The organism is Arthrobacter sp. BG3 (assembly GCF_056680185.1).
Window position 1 is genome coordinate 3,105,614 of the sequence record NZ_CM155270.1, and the last position, 17,115, is coordinate 3,122,728.

The 17,115-nt window shown below is 68.2% G+C and carries 16 protein-coding genes and 1 pseudogene; 9 read left to right on the top strand and 8 right to left on the bottom strand.

What is annotated here, in order from left to right; all coding sequences use genetic code 11:
* Positions 1–3: 3 nt before the first annotated feature.
* From AC1MFL_RS13935 to AC1MFL_RS13945, 3 genes are all read right to left on the bottom strand, one after another.
* Complete coding sequence (locus tag AC1MFL_RS13935) at positions 4–2,268, bottom strand: RNA degradosome polyphosphate kinase (RefSeq protein WP_479810473.1); 2,265 nt, start codon at positions 2,266–2,268, stop codon at positions 4–6.
* Positions 2,269–2,382: 114 nt separating this feature from the next.
* Positions 2,383–3,354 (bottom strand): mycothiol synthase, encoded by a 972-nt coding sequence (gene mshD, locus AC1MFL_RS13940; RefSeq protein WP_479810474.1) that lies wholly within the window; start codon positions 3,352–3,354, stop codon positions 2,383–2,385.
* A gap of 262 nt (positions 3,355–3,616) precedes the next feature.
* Positions 3,617–4,315, bottom strand: a complete 699-nt coding sequence (locus tag AC1MFL_RS13945; RefSeq protein ID WP_479810475.1) for a winged helix-turn-helix transcriptional regulator — start codon at positions 4,313–4,315, stop codon at positions 3,617–3,619.
* A gap of 256 nt (positions 4,316–4,571) precedes the next feature.
* On the opposite strand from AC1MFL_RS13945, the gene AC1MFL_RS13950 reads away from it, so the two are divergent.
* From AC1MFL_RS13950 to AC1MFL_RS13980, 7 genes and pseudogenes are all read left to right on the top strand, one after another.
* Positions 4,572–5,306 carry a permease gene (locus tag AC1MFL_RS13950; protein WP_479810476.1) on the top strand — a complete coding sequence of 245 codons (735 nt, stop codon included), beginning with the start codon at positions 4,572–4,574 and terminating at the stop codon, positions 5,304–5,306.
* Positions 5,307–5,482: 176 nt separating this feature from the next.
* Positions 5,483–6,097 carry a nitrobindin family protein gene (locus AC1MFL_RS13955; RefSeq protein ID WP_479810477.1) on the top strand — a complete coding sequence of 205 codons (615 nt, stop codon included), beginning with the start codon at positions 5,483–5,485 and terminating at the stop codon, positions 6,095–6,097.
* Positions 6,098–6,203: 106 nt separating this feature from the next.
* Positions 6,204–6,807: pseudogene (locus AC1MFL_RS13960) on the top strand (flavodoxin family protein).
* A gap of 22 nt (positions 6,808–6,829) precedes the next feature.
* Positions 6,830–7,912: a CAF17-like 4Fe-4S cluster assembly/insertion protein YgfZ gene (ygfZ, locus tag AC1MFL_RS13965; RefSeq protein WP_479810478.1), complete on the top strand. Its 1,083-nt coding sequence runs from the start codon at positions 6,830–6,832 to the stop codon at positions 7,910–7,912.
* The gene (locus tag AC1MFL_RS13970) at positions 7,909–8,307 is read left to right on the top strand and encodes an ankyrin repeat domain-containing protein (RefSeq protein ID WP_479810479.1); all 399 of its coding nucleotides are present in this window, start codon (positions 7,909–7,911) and stop codon (positions 8,305–8,307) included. The genes ygfZ and AC1MFL_RS13970 overlap by 4 nt, the downstream gene beginning before the upstream one ends.
* 119 nt (positions 8,308–8,426) lie before the next feature.
* Entirely contained in the window at positions 8,427–8,990 is a 564-nt protein-coding gene (locus tag AC1MFL_RS13975) for a PadR family transcriptional regulator (protein WP_479810480.1), read from the top strand.
* A 75-nt stretch (positions 8,991–9,065) separates the two neighbouring features.
* Complete coding sequence (locus AC1MFL_RS13980; protein ID WP_479810481.1) at positions 9,066–10,592, top strand: DHA2 family efflux MFS transporter permease subunit; 1,527 nt, start codon at positions 9,066–9,068, stop codon at positions 10,590–10,592.
* Between the two features lie 55 nt (positions 10,593–10,647).
* Here AC1MFL_RS13980 and AC1MFL_RS13985 read toward each other — a convergent pair whose 3' ends face one another.
* From AC1MFL_RS13985 to AC1MFL_RS14005, 5 genes are all read right to left on the bottom strand, one after another.
* Complete coding sequence (locus AC1MFL_RS13985) at positions 10,648–11,358, bottom strand: GNAT family N-acetyltransferase (protein ID WP_479810482.1); 711 nt, start codon at positions 11,356–11,358, stop codon at positions 10,648–10,650.
* Between the two features lie 51 nt (positions 11,359–11,409).
* Complete coding sequence (locus AC1MFL_RS13990; RefSeq protein WP_479810483.1) at positions 11,410–12,435, bottom strand: 6-phosphofructokinase; 1,026 nt, start codon at positions 12,433–12,435, stop codon at positions 11,410–11,412.
* 155 nt (positions 12,436–12,590) lie between these two features.
* Positions 12,591–12,845: a PspC domain-containing protein gene (locus AC1MFL_RS13995; protein ID WP_479810484.1), complete on the bottom strand. Its 255-nt coding sequence runs from the start codon at positions 12,843–12,845 to the stop codon at positions 12,591–12,593.
* A gap of 3 nt (positions 12,846–12,848) precedes the next feature.
* Positions 12,849–13,154, bottom strand: a complete 306-nt coding sequence (locus AC1MFL_RS14000; protein WP_479810485.1) for a hypothetical protein — start codon at positions 13,152–13,154, stop codon at positions 12,849–12,851.
* Position 13,155: 1 nt separating this feature from the next.
* A complete protein-coding gene (locus AC1MFL_RS14005) occupies positions 13,156–14,838 on the bottom strand; it encodes a PspC domain-containing protein (RefSeq protein ID WP_479810486.1) in 1,683 nt (560 codons plus the stop codon).
* Between the two features lie 124 nt (positions 14,839–14,962).
* On the opposite strand from AC1MFL_RS14005, the gene AC1MFL_RS14010 reads away from it, so the two are divergent.
* Entirely contained in the window at positions 14,963–16,411 is a 1,449-nt protein-coding gene (locus tag AC1MFL_RS14010) for an ATP-binding protein (RefSeq protein ID WP_479810487.1), read from the top strand.
* Positions 16,408–17,082: a LuxR C-terminal-related transcriptional regulator gene (locus AC1MFL_RS14015; protein ID WP_479810488.1), complete on the top strand. Its 675-nt coding sequence runs from the start codon at positions 16,408–16,410 to the stop codon at positions 17,080–17,082. Before AC1MFL_RS14010 ends, AC1MFL_RS14015 begins: the two co-directional genes overlap by 4 nt.
* Positions 17,083–17,115 lie beyond the last annotated feature (33 nt).

Below are 17,115 nucleotides of genomic sequence, written 5' to 3' on the forward strand. Positions count from 1 at the left end.
CCCCTACCGCAGCCCGGCCGCGCGCTGCCGCGAGCGGGAATTGAGCAGCCACGACTGGATGTCCTCGAGCTCGCGCCCGTCTTCGGCAAGGTGGTGGCGGGTCCATTGCGCCTGGCTGTCCAGGTGCCAGCTGGCGGTGCCCGGATCCATGTAGCGGCGCAGCAGGTCCATGACGTACGTGGTGTCGTCCCCGCTGGTGAGCTGGACGAGGGCTTCCACCCGGCGGTCAAGGTTGCGGTGCATCATGTCCGCCGAACCGATGTAGACCACCGGGTCCCCGCCATTGGCGAAAGCGAAGACGCGGGAGTGCTCGAGGAAACGGCCCAGCACCGAGCGGACGGTGATGTTCTCGCTGAGGCCGGGCACCCCGGGACGCAGTGAGCAGATGCCGCGGACGATGATATCCACCGGCACACCGGCCTGCGAGGCCCGGTACAGGGAATCGATAATCGCTTCGTCCACCATCGAGTTGACCTTGATCTGGACCCGCGCGGTCAGGCCCGCCCGGGCGTTCCGGATCTCGGTTTCGATCCGATCGATGAGTCCTGACCGGACCGAGCGCGGCGCCACCAGGAGCCGCTTGAAGGTCGACTTCGGCGCGTAGCCGGAGAGCTGGTTGAAAAGCTTGGACAGGTCCTCGCCCACCTGCTCATTGGCTGTGAGCAGGCCCAGGTCCTCGTAATAGCGGGCCGTGCGGGGGTGGTAGTTGCCGGTGCCGATGTGGCAGTAGCGGCGGAGGCCATCGACTTCCTGGCGGACCACGAGAGAGAGTTTGCAGTGCGTCTTGAGGCCCACGATTCCGTAGACCACGTGCACGCCGGCCTGCTCCAGCTTCCGGGCCCAGGAGATGTTGGCCTGTTCGTCGAAGCGGGCCTTGATCTCCACGAGGGCCAGGACCTGCTTGCCGGCTTCGGCGGCATCGATCAGGGCATCGACGATGGGCGAGTCGCCCGATGTGCGGTACAGCGTCTGCTTGATGGCCTGGACCTTCGGGTCCGAGGCCGCCTGCTCCAGGAACGCCTGCACGGAGGTGGAGAAGGAGTCATAGGGGTGGTGCAGCAGGATGTCCCGCCGCCGCATGGCCGCAAAGACGTTCGCCGCCTTGGACGTCTCCGATTCGTTGAGGTACCGGGAGGTGTGGGGGACGTGCTTGGGGTAATGCAGGTCCGCCCGGTCGATGCCGGCGATGACCGAGAGGCCCCGGAGGTCCAGCGGCGCGGGGACCGAGTAGACCTCGGACTCCTCGACGCCCAGCTCCCGGATCAGCAGGGCCCGGATGTTCGGATTGATGTCGTTCGTGACTTCGAGCCGGACCGGCGGCCCGAAACGGCGGCGCAGCAGTTCCTTTTCCAGGGCCTGCAGCAGGTTCTCGGCGTCGTCCTCCTCGACCTCGAGGTCCTCATTGCGGGTGACGCGGAAGGTGTGGTGCTCCAGCACCTCCATCCCGGCAAAGAGCTGGTCCAGGTGGACGGCGATGACTTCCTCGAGGGCGATGAAACGGGCCACCCGGCCCGGCACCGAGCCGGCGCGCGGGCCGTCAACCGAGATCAGCCGGGGAAGCTGGTCCGGGACCTTGAGGCGGGCGAAGAGTTCCTTGTCGCTGACCGGATTGCGGACGACGACGGCGAGGTTGAGTGAGAGACCCGAGATGTAGGGGAAGGGGTGGGCCGGGTCCACGGCCAAGGGGGTCAGGATCGGGAAGACCTTCTCGGCGAACATGGCGCTCAGCTGGTCCTTGGCCTGGGAGTCGAGTTCGTCCCAGTGCATGAGATGAATGTGCTCATACGCCAGCGCCGGACGGATCTGCTCGGCGTAGACGAGTGCGTGGCGCTGCTGCAGCCGGTGGGCCTCGTCGCCGATCTGCTCGAGGACCTGCATCGGGCTGAGCCCGGCGGGGGAGGGGACGGCCAGGCCGGTGGCGATCCGGCGTTTGAGCCCTGCGACGCGGACCATAAAGAACTCGTCCAGGTTGGACGCGAAGATCGAGAGGAAGCTGACCCGTTCCAGCAGGTGCAGGTCCGGGTCCTCGGCCAGTTCCAGCACGCGGGCGTTGAAGGAGAGCCAGCTCAGTTCACGGTCCAGGAAACGGTCCGGGCTGAAGTCGCCCTCCGGTTCCAGGCTGGGCGCGAATTCGGGAATGTCGATGCGGTCCTGGGTGGCCCGCGAGGCAGGCACTTCGGAGGAGCCGAACCGGGCACGCGCGGGTCGCACTTTTTTGTCCGACGTAGCGGCTTCAGACGTGGCTGTCCGGGCAGATTCCCGTTGCATGGTCTCTCCTAATGCTGGCGCGATTTAGCTTCAACCTTACAAGCAATCAGCCAGCGATCAGCTTTCGGGCGGCCCGGATTTCCCCGGGCGCAGACAGGATGTCTGCCGAGTGGATTAACGCCCTTCCAGCGGTGCGTACATGACGTCGACGTCCCAGCGGGTGAAGCCGAGCCGGCGGTAGAGCGAAACGGCCGGAATGTTGTCCGCATCGACGTAGAGCATGACGGCGTGCAGCCCCTGGTGCTGCAGGTGCCGGATGCCGGCGACGGTCAGCGCCTTTCCCAGCCCGCTGCCCTGGGCCCCGGGCGTGACACCGACCACGTACACCTCGCCGATGGCCGGGTGGTCTCCGTGCCGGGGGTGCACCTTGGTCCAGTGGTAGCCGAGGATCCGGTCCGCGGCATCGACGGCCAGCAGGAAACCGGCGGGATCGAACCACGGCTCGGCCATCCTGGCGTCCAGGTCGGCGCGGGTCATGTTTCCCTGCTCGGCGTGGTGCGCGAACGCGGCCCGGTTCGCGGCGAGCCAGGCATCCTCATCCCGGCCGGGAACGAAGGCGCGCAGTCTCACCCCGTCGGGCAGGGGGACGTCGGGCAGCTCCGCTGCCGCGCTGGTGAGCCGCATCTTCCACAATTCGCGGACGGGGCCGTAGCCGTAGCGTGCGGCGAGGTCGGCCGCGGCTTCGTGGTTGCCGTGGGACCAGGCTTTCAGGCCGGTGAAGCCGCGGGTGGTCCGGAGCTCGCCGACGAGCCGGTCCGCCACGCCCTGGTTGCGGTAGCTCGGGTGGACGGCGATTTCCAGCACTCCTGTGCCGTCAGGGTCCCCGATGACCACGGCGACCCCGGCCAGGTCCTGCGCTGTCGCCGGGTCGGATTTGTCATTGGGGCTGTACATGGCGAGGGTCAGCACTGAATGCCCGCCGGCATCCGCGGCACGCAGCGTCACGAGCGTCTGTTCGGACAGCGGCGGGTTGCCATCGGATTCCTCCGCGTCGGCCGCGAGGGCCAGGACGTCCTTCAGGAGCTGCTCATCCGCAGCTCCCTTGGCGACGAGCACGGGCCAGTTTTCAGGTTGCGCAGGACTCATGGTGCAAGGCTATACGTTGCGCTGGGGGCGGGCCCGATTTTGTTGTTTCCGGAACTGTTCCGTATAGTCGTTAACTCATCCGGCTGTTCGTCCAGAGCCTGCTTCTGGAACTGCCGTTCGGATGCGAGGGGGATCCACCACTGGGGTGGCCTCGATACGTTCGACCCGTATGTCCTCCACTGAAGCAGAAAAGCCCCGGACCGATGTCCGGGGCTTTTCTTTGTTCTGTGGCCGGAAGGAGCGCGGCCGGAACCCGCGACGTTCAGGCTTCGGTGAGCTCTTCCTCGGGGTGCCGGACCAGCGTCAGGCGGTAGCCCACGTTGCGGACGGTGCTGATCAGGTTCTCGTGGTCGGCGCCCAGCTTGGCCCGCAGCCGCCGGACGTGGACGTCCACGGTGCGGGTGCCCCCGTAATAGTCGTAGCCCCAAACCTCGGTCAGCAGCTGCTGGCGGGTGAACACCCTGCCGGGGTGCTGCGCCAGGTACTTGAGCAGTTCGAATTCCTTGAAGGTCAGGTTCAGCGGCGCGCCGTTGACCCGTGCGGTGTAGCTGGCCTCGTCAATGACGACGCCGGCGGCCCGGATCTCGGTCGGGGCATCGTCTTGTTCCATCACGGCCCGCGCGACGCCCAGCCGGATGCGGGCTTCAACCTCGGCCGGCCCGGCGGAGTCGAGCAGGATGTCGTCGACGGCCCACGCCGAGGACACGGCGGCCATGCCGCCTTCAGTCAGGATGAGCATCAGGGGGGCGCTCAGGCCGGTGGCCTTGAGCAGTTGGGTCAGGGAGCGGGCCCCCACGAGGTCCTTGCGGGCGTCCAGCAGGACGATGTCGCAGGGGTCGGTCTCCAGCAGCGCCGTCGGCTCGGCCGGGAGAATATGGACCCGGTGGTTCAGCAGTTCCAGAGCAGGCAGGACGTCCACCGACGAGCCGGTGCTGTTGGTCAGTAGCAGGATGTGCGACATGTTTCCTCCAAGGGGTGTCCGCGCATCGTTGGGCGTCTGTAGCTGGCTTTGAGTATACCCAAATGCCCCCTCCCGGACACGGTTCCGTCACCGCCGGCCGTTTCTTTTGCGACACAAAACTGTCGCATAGGGCAGGATTGATCCGTCGGGGCCGCAGCGCCCTGACGAAAGATCAGGTCGAATTGGGGTCCGCAGTGAGCGAAGGTACAACGATGACCGGAACACGTATGACGGCTAAACAGATGCCGGGTGAACGGTGAAGTCCTGGATCATCGGCATTATCGGCCTGGCCGGACTCGCCGCGATTGTGGGCGCGTCCTACCTCTCGCCGGAGGCTCTTCTGGCCGTAGGAGTGCTGACCGCGGCCGGCGTCGGAATCGGCTGGCCGCATTTCCTGGGCATCCCCGCCCGGAAAACCCTCGGCGCCCTGATCGCCCTGCCCGGTGTCGGCGCTGCCATTGCCGCCACTTATCTTCCGGCCCCGGGTTTCCTGGACTGGACGCCGTCGTTCATGGCGGCGGGCGTGATGGCGATCTTCGTGATGCAGCTGATCCGCGGCACGGGGCAGGCGCAGCGCCTGGAGTCCACCCTCGGTTCCTCCGCCGGGGTCATGCTGTCCTGCCTGGGCGCGGGATGGATCGCCTGCTCCCGTTTCAACGGCGTGCATGAGATGCTCCTGGTCGCGGCGGTCAGCGCCTCGATCGCCCTGCTGGCGGGCCTGATCCGCTGGCCGGACCGGATCGTGGCGCCGCTGGGCGTCATCGGGGCCGGCCTGGCAGGACCACTCGCCGGCCTGGTCTTCTCCGACATCGCCGTGCTGCCGGCTGCGGTCGTCGGGGTTTTGGTGGGGGCGGTGCTGGTGAGTTTCCGCCGGCTGGTGATCATCCGCGGTGAATCGCTAAGCTTTGCGGCAGCCCTCGGAATAGGGCTCGCGCCGGTCGCCGCCGTCGGTTCGCTGGCTTACTTCATAGACAAACTACTCCTCTACTAAAGCGCTAGGATGGCATCATGTCAGTACTTGCATTTGAAATCTTCTTCCTTGTTCTGCTCGGCGTTGCCAGCCTGGCCATGGCGTGGTTCGCCGGCTTTGTTGTCTACCGCCTTTTCAAAGGCCAGAAGTAAACAGCCAGAAATCAATAGTCGTCTTCGTTTCCAGAGGTAGCTGCTGTGCCGATTGAAATACCGACAGATCTGACCCCCGAAATCGTTCCGCTGTCCTGGCTCATTGGTGAGTGGGAGGGCCGAGGCCGGCTGGGGGCCGGGGAAGAGGATTCCGAGCACTTCCTGCAACACGTCTCCTTCACGCACAACGGCCTGCCGTATCTGCAGTACCGTGCCGAAAGCTGGCTGACCGACGAGGACGGCACGAAGCTGCGCCCTTTGACCGTCGAAACCGGTTTCTGGGCCCTGGAGCGCAAGCAGCGCGAGGAAGACGGCGGCCCGGGACTGATCCCTGCCGACATCGTTCCCGTGCTCAAGAGCGCCGACGAGGTCGAAGCCCTGCGTAACAAAGACGGCGGCTTCGACATCTCCGTGTCGATCTCCCACCCCGGCGGGATCTCCGAGCTGTACTACGGCCAGATCAAGGGCCCGCAGATCCAGCTCAGCACCGACATGGTGATGCGCGGCAGCCACTCCAAGGAGTACACCGCCGCCACCAGGATCTTCGGACTCGTGGACGGCAATCTGCTCTGGCGCTGGGACGTGGCCACCGGCAACGGTCCCGAGGGGGGCAGCGGCCTGGCGGCCCACGCGTCCGCCATCCTTCACAAGGCCGGCTGACCAGCGGCGCCCCGCGCGCCGTCGAACGCAGCCCTTCAGAGGTCTCACTGTTTTTCCGTTGTCCGTAGCGACCGCAGGGAGCACCGAAGTGAATGCCACAGCTGCAATGCCCGACATGCCTGCCGATTACAGCGACCTCAAGGCCGTGTACTTCAACGGCACCCTCAAGAAGTCCCCGGAGACCTCCCACACCCAGGGCCTGATCGAGGTCAGTCGCCGGATCATGGAAAAACACGGCGTCAGCACGCGGGTCATCCGGACGGTGGACCACGACATCGCCAGCGGCGTCTATCCGGACATGCGCGAGCACGGCTGGCACACCGATGAATGGCCGGAGCTCTATCAACGACAAGGGACAGTGGGCGTTCTACCCCAAGGCGGGCGGCTGCCTGGTCACCGGCAATGAGGACGGGATCAAGCACTGCGCCATGAACGTCCTCTACAGCCTCCAGCACATCGGCTTCACCATCCCCCCGCAGGCCGACGCCGGCTGGATCGGCGCTGTGGGGCCGGGCCCGAGCTATCTCGATGAAGGCTCCGGCGGGCCGGAAAGTGACTTCACCAACCGCAACACCACCTTCATGACCTGGAACCTGCTGCACCTGGCCCGGATGCTGAAGGACGCGGGCGGCATCCCCGCCTACGGAAACCTGCCCGAGGCGTGGAAAGCCGGGACCAGGTTTGACTTCGAAAATCCGGAATACCGCTAAGCCCTAAGGACTTCTACTACATATGACTAACAAGAGCCCCCTGCTGGCGCGCCCCGGCGCCGTCGAGGCCGGCGGCGCGGACGCCGGCGTCGCCTCCCACTACGGCGAACCGCTGCGTGAACAGCGCGCGCTGGCCGCCGGCACCGCCGTCGTCGACCTGTCCCACCGCGGTGTGGTCACCGTCGCCGGGCCGGACCGGCTGAGCTGGCTCAACACCCTGTCCTCCCAGCAGCTCACCAACCTGGCGGCCGGGCAGTCCAGCGAACTGCTGCTGCTCAGCGTGCAGGGCCGGATCGAATTCGACGCGCGGGTGCTGGACGACGGCGCGACGACCTGGCTGATCGTGGAGGCACCCGAGGCCGGGCCGCTGGCCGAGTGGCTGAACAAGATGAAGTTCATGCTGCGCGTCGAGATTACCGACGTGTCGGCGGACTGGGCCGTGCTGGGCACCACCCGGAAGGTGCCGGAATTCTCCGGCCTGCTGGTCTGGGAAGACCCCTGGCCGCATGTCGGCGCCGGCGGCTACTCCTACGCGGTGGTGGGGGAGGACGCCCACCCCGGGCTGGAACGGCCCTGGTTCGAATACCTCGTCCCGGCCGCCGAACTGGAAGCCACGGTGGGCGAACGCCCGCTCGCCGGCGTCTGGGCGGCCGAGGCGCTGCGGATCGCGGCGTGGCGGCCCCGCTGGGGCGCCGAAACCGACGACAGGACCATCCCGCACGAACTGGACCTCCTCCGCACCGCCGTGCACCTGAACAAGGGCTGCTACAAAGGCCAGGAAACCGTGGCCCGCGTCCACAACCTGGGCCACCCGCCGCGCCGGCTGGTGTTCCTGCAGCTCGACGGCTCGCAGCACACCATGCCCGCCGTGGGCAGCGAAGTCCGGTCCGGTGACCGCAGGGTGGGCATCGTGACGTCCGTGGCGCAGCATTACGAAATGGGGCCGGTGGCCCTGGCGGTGGTCAAGCGTTCCGTCCCGCCGGAGGAAGTACTGACCGTACTGGACGGCGACGAGCCCTACACCGCGGCGCAGGAAGTCATCGTGGCTCCCGATGCCGGCCAGGTGGTGGGCCGCCAGACCGGCTTCCTGCGGGGGCCACGATGAGCGGCGATACTCCCGGCGCCCCCGACGAGGAAACCCTGGCCCTGGCCCATGCCCTCTTCGATGCGGCCCGTGCAGGGGACAACACGCTGCTCGAGCGCTATCTGTCCGCCGGCGCCCCGGCGACCATGACCAACGCGGCCGGCGATTCCCTCCTGATGCTCGCGGCCTACCACGGCCACGCCGGCACCGTCCGGCTGATCCTGGCGCACGGCGGAGAGGCCAATACTGCCAACGACCGCGGGCAGACGCCGCTGGCGGGGGCCGTTTTCAAGGGCTACACGGACGTAGCGCAGGTGCTGGTCGAGGCCGGCGCGGACCCCGACGCCGGGACCCCCTCCGCCCGGGCAGCGGCACAGATGTTCGAACGCAAGGACATCCTGGCCCTGTTGGGCTGAGGCTCCGCCACGGCCCCGCGGCGCTTTGCGTGCTAATACTCCATATGGAATAGTTCTAGTGGAATAACCGCCGCGGCCTCCGGCCGCGTTGAAAGCCACCGCGTGAAGGACAACCCACCATGGCCCGAACCACACCCCTGACACCGCTGGGGGTCGCCGCACTCTCCCTGCTGGTGGAAGGGCCCATGCATCCCTACGAGATGTACCAGCTGCTGATGGCCCGGCATGAGGACCGGCTCGTGAAGGTCCGGCCCGGGACGCTGTATCACGCGGTCGGACGGCTCGAGGAGCAGGGACTCGTCTCCGCCACCGGCACGGACCGAGAGGGAAACCGTCCCGAACGCACCACGTACGAGATCTCCGGGGCGGGCCGGAAAGCCCTCAACCAGAGGCTTCAGGACATGCTGTCCGTCCCCGCCAACGAGTATCCCTCGTTCCCGCTGGCCGTCTCGGAAGCGTACAACCTGCCGGCAAGCGTCGTGATTGACCTGCTTGAGGGCCGCCTCAGGGGCCTGGCGGAGCAGTTGGATTTCCTCGCCGCCGCGCAGGAGCGGGTCCGGACGAAGGGTGTCGAACGCAAGTACTGGATCGACATGGAGTACCAGCAGGCCATGCTGCACGCCGAAACAGGCTGGATCCGGAACCTCAAGGACCAGCTCGGCTCCGGCCAGCTTGCCTGGTAGCCCATCCGGGGCAGCCGTCCCGGCGAATACTTTTGGAACGACGATAATCATCCCTTTCAACCCGTAAGGAATCCCATGGAAAACGTTGCCAGGCCGTGGCCGGCACTCTGGTCCCTCGTGATCGGGTTCTTCATGATCCTGGTCGACACGACCATCGTCTCGGTGGCCAACCCCCGCATCATGGAGGGACTGAACACCGACATCAACTCGGTCATCTGGGTGACCAGCGCCTACCTGCTCGCCTACGCCGTGCCGCTGCTGATCACCGGGCGGCTGGGCGACCGCTTCGGCCCGAAGAAGCTTTACCTGACCGGGCTCGTCGTCTTCACCCTGGCCTCCCTGTGGTGCGGGCTCTCCGGAGACGTGCAGATGCTGATCCTGGCCCGCGTGTTCCAGGGATTCGGCGCTGCGCTGATGACGCCGCAGACCATGGCGGTCATCACCCGGATCTTCCCGCCGGACCGGCGCGGGGCCGCGATGGGAATCTGGGGTGCCACGGCCGGCGTCGCCACCCTGGTCGGCCCGATCCTCGGCGGCGTCCTCGTCGACGGCCTCGGCTGGGAGTGGATCTTCTTCATCAACCTCCCGGTGGGCCTGGCCGGGTTCTTCCTGGCCCTGCGCTACGTGCCTTCCCTGAGCACCCACCCGCACAAGTTCGACATCCCCGGCGTGCTGCTCAGCGCCGTCGGGCTGTTCCTGCTGGTGTTCGGCATCCAGGAGGGCGAGACCTACAACTGGGGCACCATCACCGGACCCATCACGGTGTGGGGGCTCATCATCTCCGGGATCGCGGTCCTGGTGGTGTTCGTCGTGTGGCAGAAGGTGAACAAGGGCGAACCCCTGCTGCCGCTGTCCCTGTTCAAGGACCGCAACTTCTCCCTGGCCAACATCGGCATCACCACGGTCGGCTTCACGGTGACGGCCTTCAGCCTGCCGCTGATCTTCTACTACCAGATTGTCCGCGGCCTGACCCCCACCCAGTCGGCGCTCATGATGGTGCCGATGGCGCTCATCTCCGGCGGCCTCGCCCCGGTGGTGGGCAAGATCATCGACCGGGTCAACCCGAAGTTCATCACCGCGGCCGGCCTGGTCCTGATGTCGGTGGCCCTGTTCTGGAACTCCTCCCTCATGCACCCCGACACGCCGATCTGGCTGTTCCTCCTGCCGAGCGCCGTGCTGGGGTTCGCGAACGCGGGCATCTGGGCGCCCCTGAGCTCCACCGCGACCCGCAACCTGCCGCCGCGCCAGGCGGGCGCCGGCTCGGGTGTCTACAACACCACCCGGCAGATCGGTGCGGTCCTGGGCAGCGCCGCGATAGCGGTATTGATCCAGGCCCGGCTCGCGGCGGAGCTTCCGGCGGCGCCGGCTGGTTCCGGCGGGGCCAGCCCCATGGCCTTCGGCGGCACACTGCCCGAGGCGCTGAAGGAGGGATTCTCGACGGCGATGGGCCAGTCCATCATGCTGCCCGCCGCCGTCATCCTGATCGGCGCGGCGGTGGCACTGTTCTTTGCCAAGCCCCAGCCGATGCAGGGCTGGGCAACGCCCGGTACTGTACCGGCAGCGTCGGCCGGCGCCAGGGGCGCCGCGGTGCAGTCCCGCTGAGGAGCAGTCCCGCTGAGGGGCAGTCCCGCTGCGGCGAGGCCGCTGTGCCGCCGGGTCAGCCCAGCAGCACACTGGTCTGGATGCCGCCGGCGGTATAGCCCAGGCTCCGGGCGATGGCCAGCGCGCTCTGATTGCTGACGTCGCAGCGCCACTGCAGCGTCAGCCCGGACGCGAGGGCCTCGTGGGCGGCAATCGAGGCCGCCAGCGACCCCAGCCCGCGGCGGCGCCACTCCGGAGCGACCAGTACGCCCATGTGCGCCAGGATGCCCTCCCATTCGGTGTACGCGCCGCAGGCGACCGGGGTCCGGCGCCCGTCCTCCAGATGCATGATGGTGAAGCGGTGCTCCAGGTCGGAGAGACCCACCTCGTTCACGTCATCCGGCGGGCAGGCGGATTCCAGTTCGATCGCCTCCGGATTTCCGTGCGAGACGGTGAGTTCCTCCGACGGCTGCTGCAGGGGCAGATCGTCCGCGAAGAACAGCGCCGCGGCCCCGAGCCCGTGGCCGCCGTGGTCCCGGGTGATGGTCAGCAGGGTGACGTGCTGCGCGAGTTCGCCGTCGGACAGCCCGACGGCGGCGTCCAGTGCCCACTGCGGGCCCACCAAGGCCGAATTGCCGAAAAGCCGGACGAACTGGACGGCCCGGGCTGACTCATCGGCACGCGTGATGCGCTCGCCTGCGGCGGCCGCGAAGGCGCCGTCGTCGAGCCCCAGGTGGCGGGCCCACGCGAGCTGGATGATGTCGACCGAACCGGGCTCAAGTGTCATGGCTCCACCCTACCCACCGGCGTGTCGGGTTCAGTGCGGCGGGGCGGTGGGTCAGCCGAAGAGGACCGCGGCCTCGTCGTAGCGGTATTTCGGGACAGTCTTGAGGTTGCCGAGGGCAGCGTCGAAGCCCACGTGGACAATGTCGGTGCCGTTCAGGGACACCATGGTGCCCCAGCGTTGCTCGACGACGGAGTCGATGGCGGCCATGCCCAGGCGGGTGGCCAGCACCCGGTCAAACGCGGTGGGGACCCCGCCGCGCTGGATGTGGCCCAGGACCGTCGCCCGGGTTTCGATGCCGGTCATGGCCTCCAGCTCCGGGGCCAGCCGCTCGGAAATCCCGCCGAGCCGCGGGCGGCCGAAGGTGTCCAGGCCGCGTTCGGAGTGCGGCGTTTCCTGGTCATCCGGGACGAAACCCTCCGCGACCACAACGAGCGGCGCGCGGCCGCGGTCCCGGGCCGAGACCACCCACTCGGCGATCTGCTCCATCGAGGCCTTCTGCTCCGGGATCAGGATGGCGTGGGCGCCCGAGGCCATGCCGGCGTGCAGCGCGATCCAGCCCACGTGCCGGCCCATCACCTCGGCGATCATGCAGCGGTGGTGGGACTCTCCCGTGGTGCGCAGCCGGTCGATCGCTTCGGTGGCGATCTCGACGGCGGTGTCGAAGCCGAAGGTGTAGTCGGTCGCGTCGAGATCGTTGTCGACGGTCTTGGGGACGCCGACGATCTTCAGCCCGGCATCGGTGAGCCGTTTCGCGGCGGCCAGGGTGCCTTCGCCGCCGATGGCGATCAGGGCATCGATGCCCAGCCGGTCCATGTTGGCCTTGATGACCTCCGGCCCGCCGTTGTTTTCGAACGGGTTGGTGCGGGAGGTGCCCAGGATGGTCCCGCCCTGCTTGGCGATGCCGCGGACCATGGTGCGGGGGATGTCGATGGTGTCAGCCTCGACGACGCCGCGCCAGCCGTCCAGGAATCCCACGAATTCGTGGCCGTGGACGGCGATGCCCTTCAGGACGGCGCCACGGATGACGGCATTCAGCCCGGGGCAGTCCCCGCCGCTGGTGAGGATTCCAATTTTCATGTCTCGGCTCAAATCCTGGTTCGGAGGTATACAGGCAGAGCGCCACGCTGAGCTCACCTAGAGTCTAATCGCGCCTGTGGGCCACGACACAAACGGTTACAACGCGAAGTGCCCCCGCCGGCCGGCAGGGGCACGTCACTTCCCGGCTGGGGCCCTCAGGGCCGGGGAGTGCGCTTGGACAGGAAGGACTCAAGGATGATGGCGTTCTGCTGGTCCGGGAGGAGCAGCCACGCCACCAGGTAGAACACGAATGCCGGCCCGGGAAGCAGTGCGATAAGCAGGAAAGCGATCCGGACGAACGCAACATCCACGTTCAGCTTGGCGGCGATCCCGCCGCACACACCGCCCAGCCAGCGCTGCGGACCACGTTTCAGGCCAAGGCCCCGGATGGTGCTGAAGAATTTTTCCATGGTTCAAGACTTCCCTGTCGATGCTTTTTTGTCACGTCCGCGGGCCGAAAGCACCCCGCCGATCACCAGTGCCGCCCCGGCGCCGATCATCAGGCCGATCACCACGTACGTGCCGTTGAGCGCCACGATGCCGAGCTGGGAGACGATGATGAGCGCGGCGAGGGCCACCACAATCAGCCCCCAGACGATCGTGCCCACCCGGGGCGCGGTGTCCTCCACCTCCAACTCCACCGGATCCGGGTCCGAGTGCCGCGGGGGAGCAGCCGGGCTGCGGCCTTCCGGGCCGGTCGGTGCGTCATAGCTGCTCATGTCAGTTCCCTTCCTTGATGGTGACGTTGCTGAAGGTGCCGTCGATCCTGACGACCAGCGTGGCTCCCGGCTTGCCGGTGTTGTAGTGGCTTTGCTGGGTGGTCATGCCGCTGTGGTTCTGGCTTCCCTCCTTGAGGTTCCCCATGGTCATGTCGGCGCGGACCTCGACCGGCACGGTGTCCGGAATGACCACCGTGAGGTTGCTCGCCGTAGCGTCGATGGGGACCACAAGATCGGTTCCCAGCGGCGGATTGAGCGCGAGCCGCGTCAGGTCCACGGTCCCGGTGCCGGCCGTGATGTCGAAACCGGCCCGGGCCTGGTCGATGCTCACCGGTGACCAGTCGGCGTTCTGCGGGCGGAAACGGTCGCCGTTGGGAAGCACGTTGAAGATGCCGCCGACGATCAGGGCGACGACGGCGAAGAACCCGAGGATGCCCGACGTGCGGCCCCTGAGCCCGGCGATGAGGATGCCGAGACCCAGGACCACCGCAGCACTGGCCCAGACGATGGCGTTGCTGGAGGTGCCCAGGTCGATCACGTTGGCGACGTCGAGGGCCTTGAGGCCGCCGCCCACCAGCAGGGCAACGCCGGCGGTGACAGCGACGGCGGAGGCGCCGGGACCTGGATTCCGGGTCTTGGCCGGCGGGACGGGCCCGCCGCCGCGCTCCGGCTGGTAGCCACCGCCCGGCGGGGGGACGGGCCCCGGGGGCGGGGGCGTGCCCCAGGCCGGGCCGGGGATGGTGGACTCACCGTAGCGGGCCAGCGTGCCGGACGCGCCGTACCCGGTGGTGGCGAACGGCGCCGGCGGGATTGATGGGGCTGCCGGTGTTGTCGGTGTTGACGGTGTTGATGAGGTCGGCGGGTAGGCCGGGTCCGTCGGGCTTCCAGGCTGGGGATTCGACGACATCGGGACGGCTCCGATCCGGGACTTGTTGCGCTGGGTCAGGTAATAGACGAGGTAGATAGCGCCGCCCACCCAGAAGACGGTCCAGATGAAGGGGACGAAGCCGTAGCGGTCCCAGCCCCAGACGCCGGTGCCCAGGCTGGGGAAGCCGATGATGGTGGTGACCAGGGCACCGGTCATCCCGGCCGTCCAGCGGCCTGCGGCGGCCTCCTGGACGTGGATGCGGCCGTCGGGTTCGGGCAGGAGGGCCCAGGCGACGCCGTAGAGCAGGACGCCGACGCCGGCGAAGACAGCCAGGACGATCAGGATGCCGCGGATAATCAGCGGGTCGACGCCGAAGCGCTCGGCGATGCCGCTGGCCACTCCGCCGATCCAGCGCTCCCGGCCACGATGGATGCCCTGGCTGCGGATCCAGTCGAAGAAATTCTGCGGCTGGCCGGTGGCCGGCGGGGGCGTCGGGCCGGAGTAGGGCGGCGGAGGCGGAGGCGTTCCGGAGCCGCCGGTGCCGGAGTAGGCCGGCGGGGGCGGAGGCGTTCCGGGGCCGCCAGTGCCGGCCGAAAAGTCCAACGGGAGAGTCGCGGACGTGTCCAACGGTGCAGTGGCGCCCATATCGGCAGCTGGCCGCTGCCCTGCCGCAAAGCCGCCTGTGGGTTCTGCGGGCTCCGTGCTGGAACTGCGGGAGGGCTCTGCGGGCTCGGCAGCCTGTTGTCCTGCGGGCTGCCCGGCAGTGCGGTCTGCCGGGTGGTGTCCTTCATCGGGGTTCGGAGTGTGCGGATTCATACTTCGATCCTCCCGTCAGCCACGGATCCGCTCTACTGGGGGAGACCCTGAACTGTCCCTGAGTCACCCCCGGTTCGAGGCGGAAACGGGTCCCGGAAACCGTGATCCATGTTTGGATTGACTCATGACAACAGCCGTGTCCCGCCCGCCGCTGGTGCGCGGCAGCGACAGGGTGATTGCCGGGGTCTGCTCCGGACTCGCCCGGCATCTGGGCTGGCCGCTGCGGCTGGTCCGGATCGGCATGGCGGTCGCTGCGCTCGCGGGCGGTGCCGGAGTCGCGTTCTATGCCTGGCTCTGGATCATGGTGCCCACCGCCGACGAAAGCGCCAAACGCGATCCCCACCAGCCGGCGTCGCCCATTGCCCCGGCGGTCAGCGCACCCTTTGCGGCCCCCCTGCCCGGGACCTACGGTCCCGACCCCGGCCCCTCCGGTCCCGACCCCGCCCCCTCCGCCGGATACCCGTCGGTGTCCCCGACCCCCGGCGCTGCGGCTGCCGCTGGCCCGGCATCTTCGCGGGCGGCAGCCGTGCCGGCCGGAGCGCTTCCGGCCGACACCTGGCGGAACAGGGTCACCGGGATGCGTTACGGCAAGGAGATACTGCTCGGGGCGGGTCTGCTGCTGGCCGCCGGCATCCTGATCGCCCGCCTGCTCGGCGTCGATGTGCCGCTCGGAACCCTCATCCCGGTCGCTGCCATCCTCGGCGGCGCGGCCATTGCCTGGATGCAACTGGATGAGACCCGGCGGGCAGGGCTCGTAGACAAGACCAAAGCGGACCAGGCCGGCGGCTGGGCCCGCCTCGCCGCCGGGCTGGCGCTCGTTGTGGCCGGCGTCCTGGTGATGGTCTCCGGCTCCGGGTCCTGGGAACAGACGTGGCTCGCCCTGCTGTCTTCCGTGGCGGTGCTCGGCGGCGTGGCACTGGTTCTCCTGCCCTGGGGACTGAAATTCTGGCGGGACCTGGAGACGGAACGGGCCGGGCGCGTCCGCGCCACCGAACGGGCCGAGATCGCCGCGCACCTTCATGACTCCGTGCTGCAGACGCTGGCCCTGATCCAGCGCCGCGCCGGCAACGAGAGCGACGTCCTCCGCCTCGCCCGCGCCCAGGAGCGCGAGCTGAGGGGCTGGCTGTACCGGGACCCGGGCAAGGAAGCCGGGCAACTGTCCGAGGGCATCCAGGCCGCGGCGGCGGAAGTGGAAGACACCCTGGGCCACGCCGTTGAGGTGGTCACCGTGGGCGACTGCGCCATGTCCGAACGCCACGAGGCCCTCGTCCAGGCGGCCCGCGAGGCGATGCTGAACGCGGCCCGGCACGGCGGCGGTGCGGTATCGGTGTACCTGGAAGTGACCGACGGCTCGGCCGAGGTCTTCGTGAAGGACCGCGGCCCAGGCTTCGACCCGGACGCCGTCCCTGCGGACCGGCTGGGGGTCCGCGAATCGGTCATCGGGCGGATGAACCGCCACGGCGGCACCGCCACCATCATCAGCAGCCCGGACGGCACCGAGGTGCGGCTGAGGCTGCCCCTGTCAGCGGCACCCGCCGGCGCCGGCAACAGCAACGGAGAGGTACAACTGTGAGCAGCAATGAAGCGGGGAGCCCGGCGCCGGGGATCCGGGTGGTGATCGTGGATGACCACGCCATCTTCCGCTCCGGCCTGAAGGCCGACCTGGACCCGGACATCATTGTTGCCGGCGAGGCCGGAACGGTGGAAGAGGCCGTGGCCGTGATCGCGGCCGTGCGTCCCGACGTCGTTCTCCTCGATGTCCATCTGCCGGGCGGGCTTGGCGGCGGCGGCCGCGAAGTGCTGGCCGGCTCGGCGCCCTTGCTGGGCAGCACCCGGTTCCTGGCCCTGAGCGTCTCGGACGCGGCCGAGGACGTCGTCTCGGTGATCCGGGCCGGCGCCCGCGGCTACGTGACCAAGACCATTTCCGGGGCGCAAATTTCGGACGCCGTCCGTCGGGTCGCGGGCGGCGACGCCGTCTTCTCGCCCCGGCTGGCGGGCTTTGTGCTGGACGCCTTCGGTACCGCCCCGGCCGACATCGCCGACGACGAACTGGACCGGCTCTCCGCCCGCGAGCTCGAGGTGATGCGGCTGATCGCCCGCGGCTACAGCTACAAGGAAGTCGCCAAGGAACTGTTCATCTCGATCAAGACCGTGGAAACCCACGTCTCGGCGGTGCTGCGCAAGCTCCAGCTCTCCAGCAGGCACGAACTCACCCGCTGGGCCGCCGAACGCCGGCTGCTCTGACGCTCCCGCAGCCCGGACATGCCCATTCTTAAA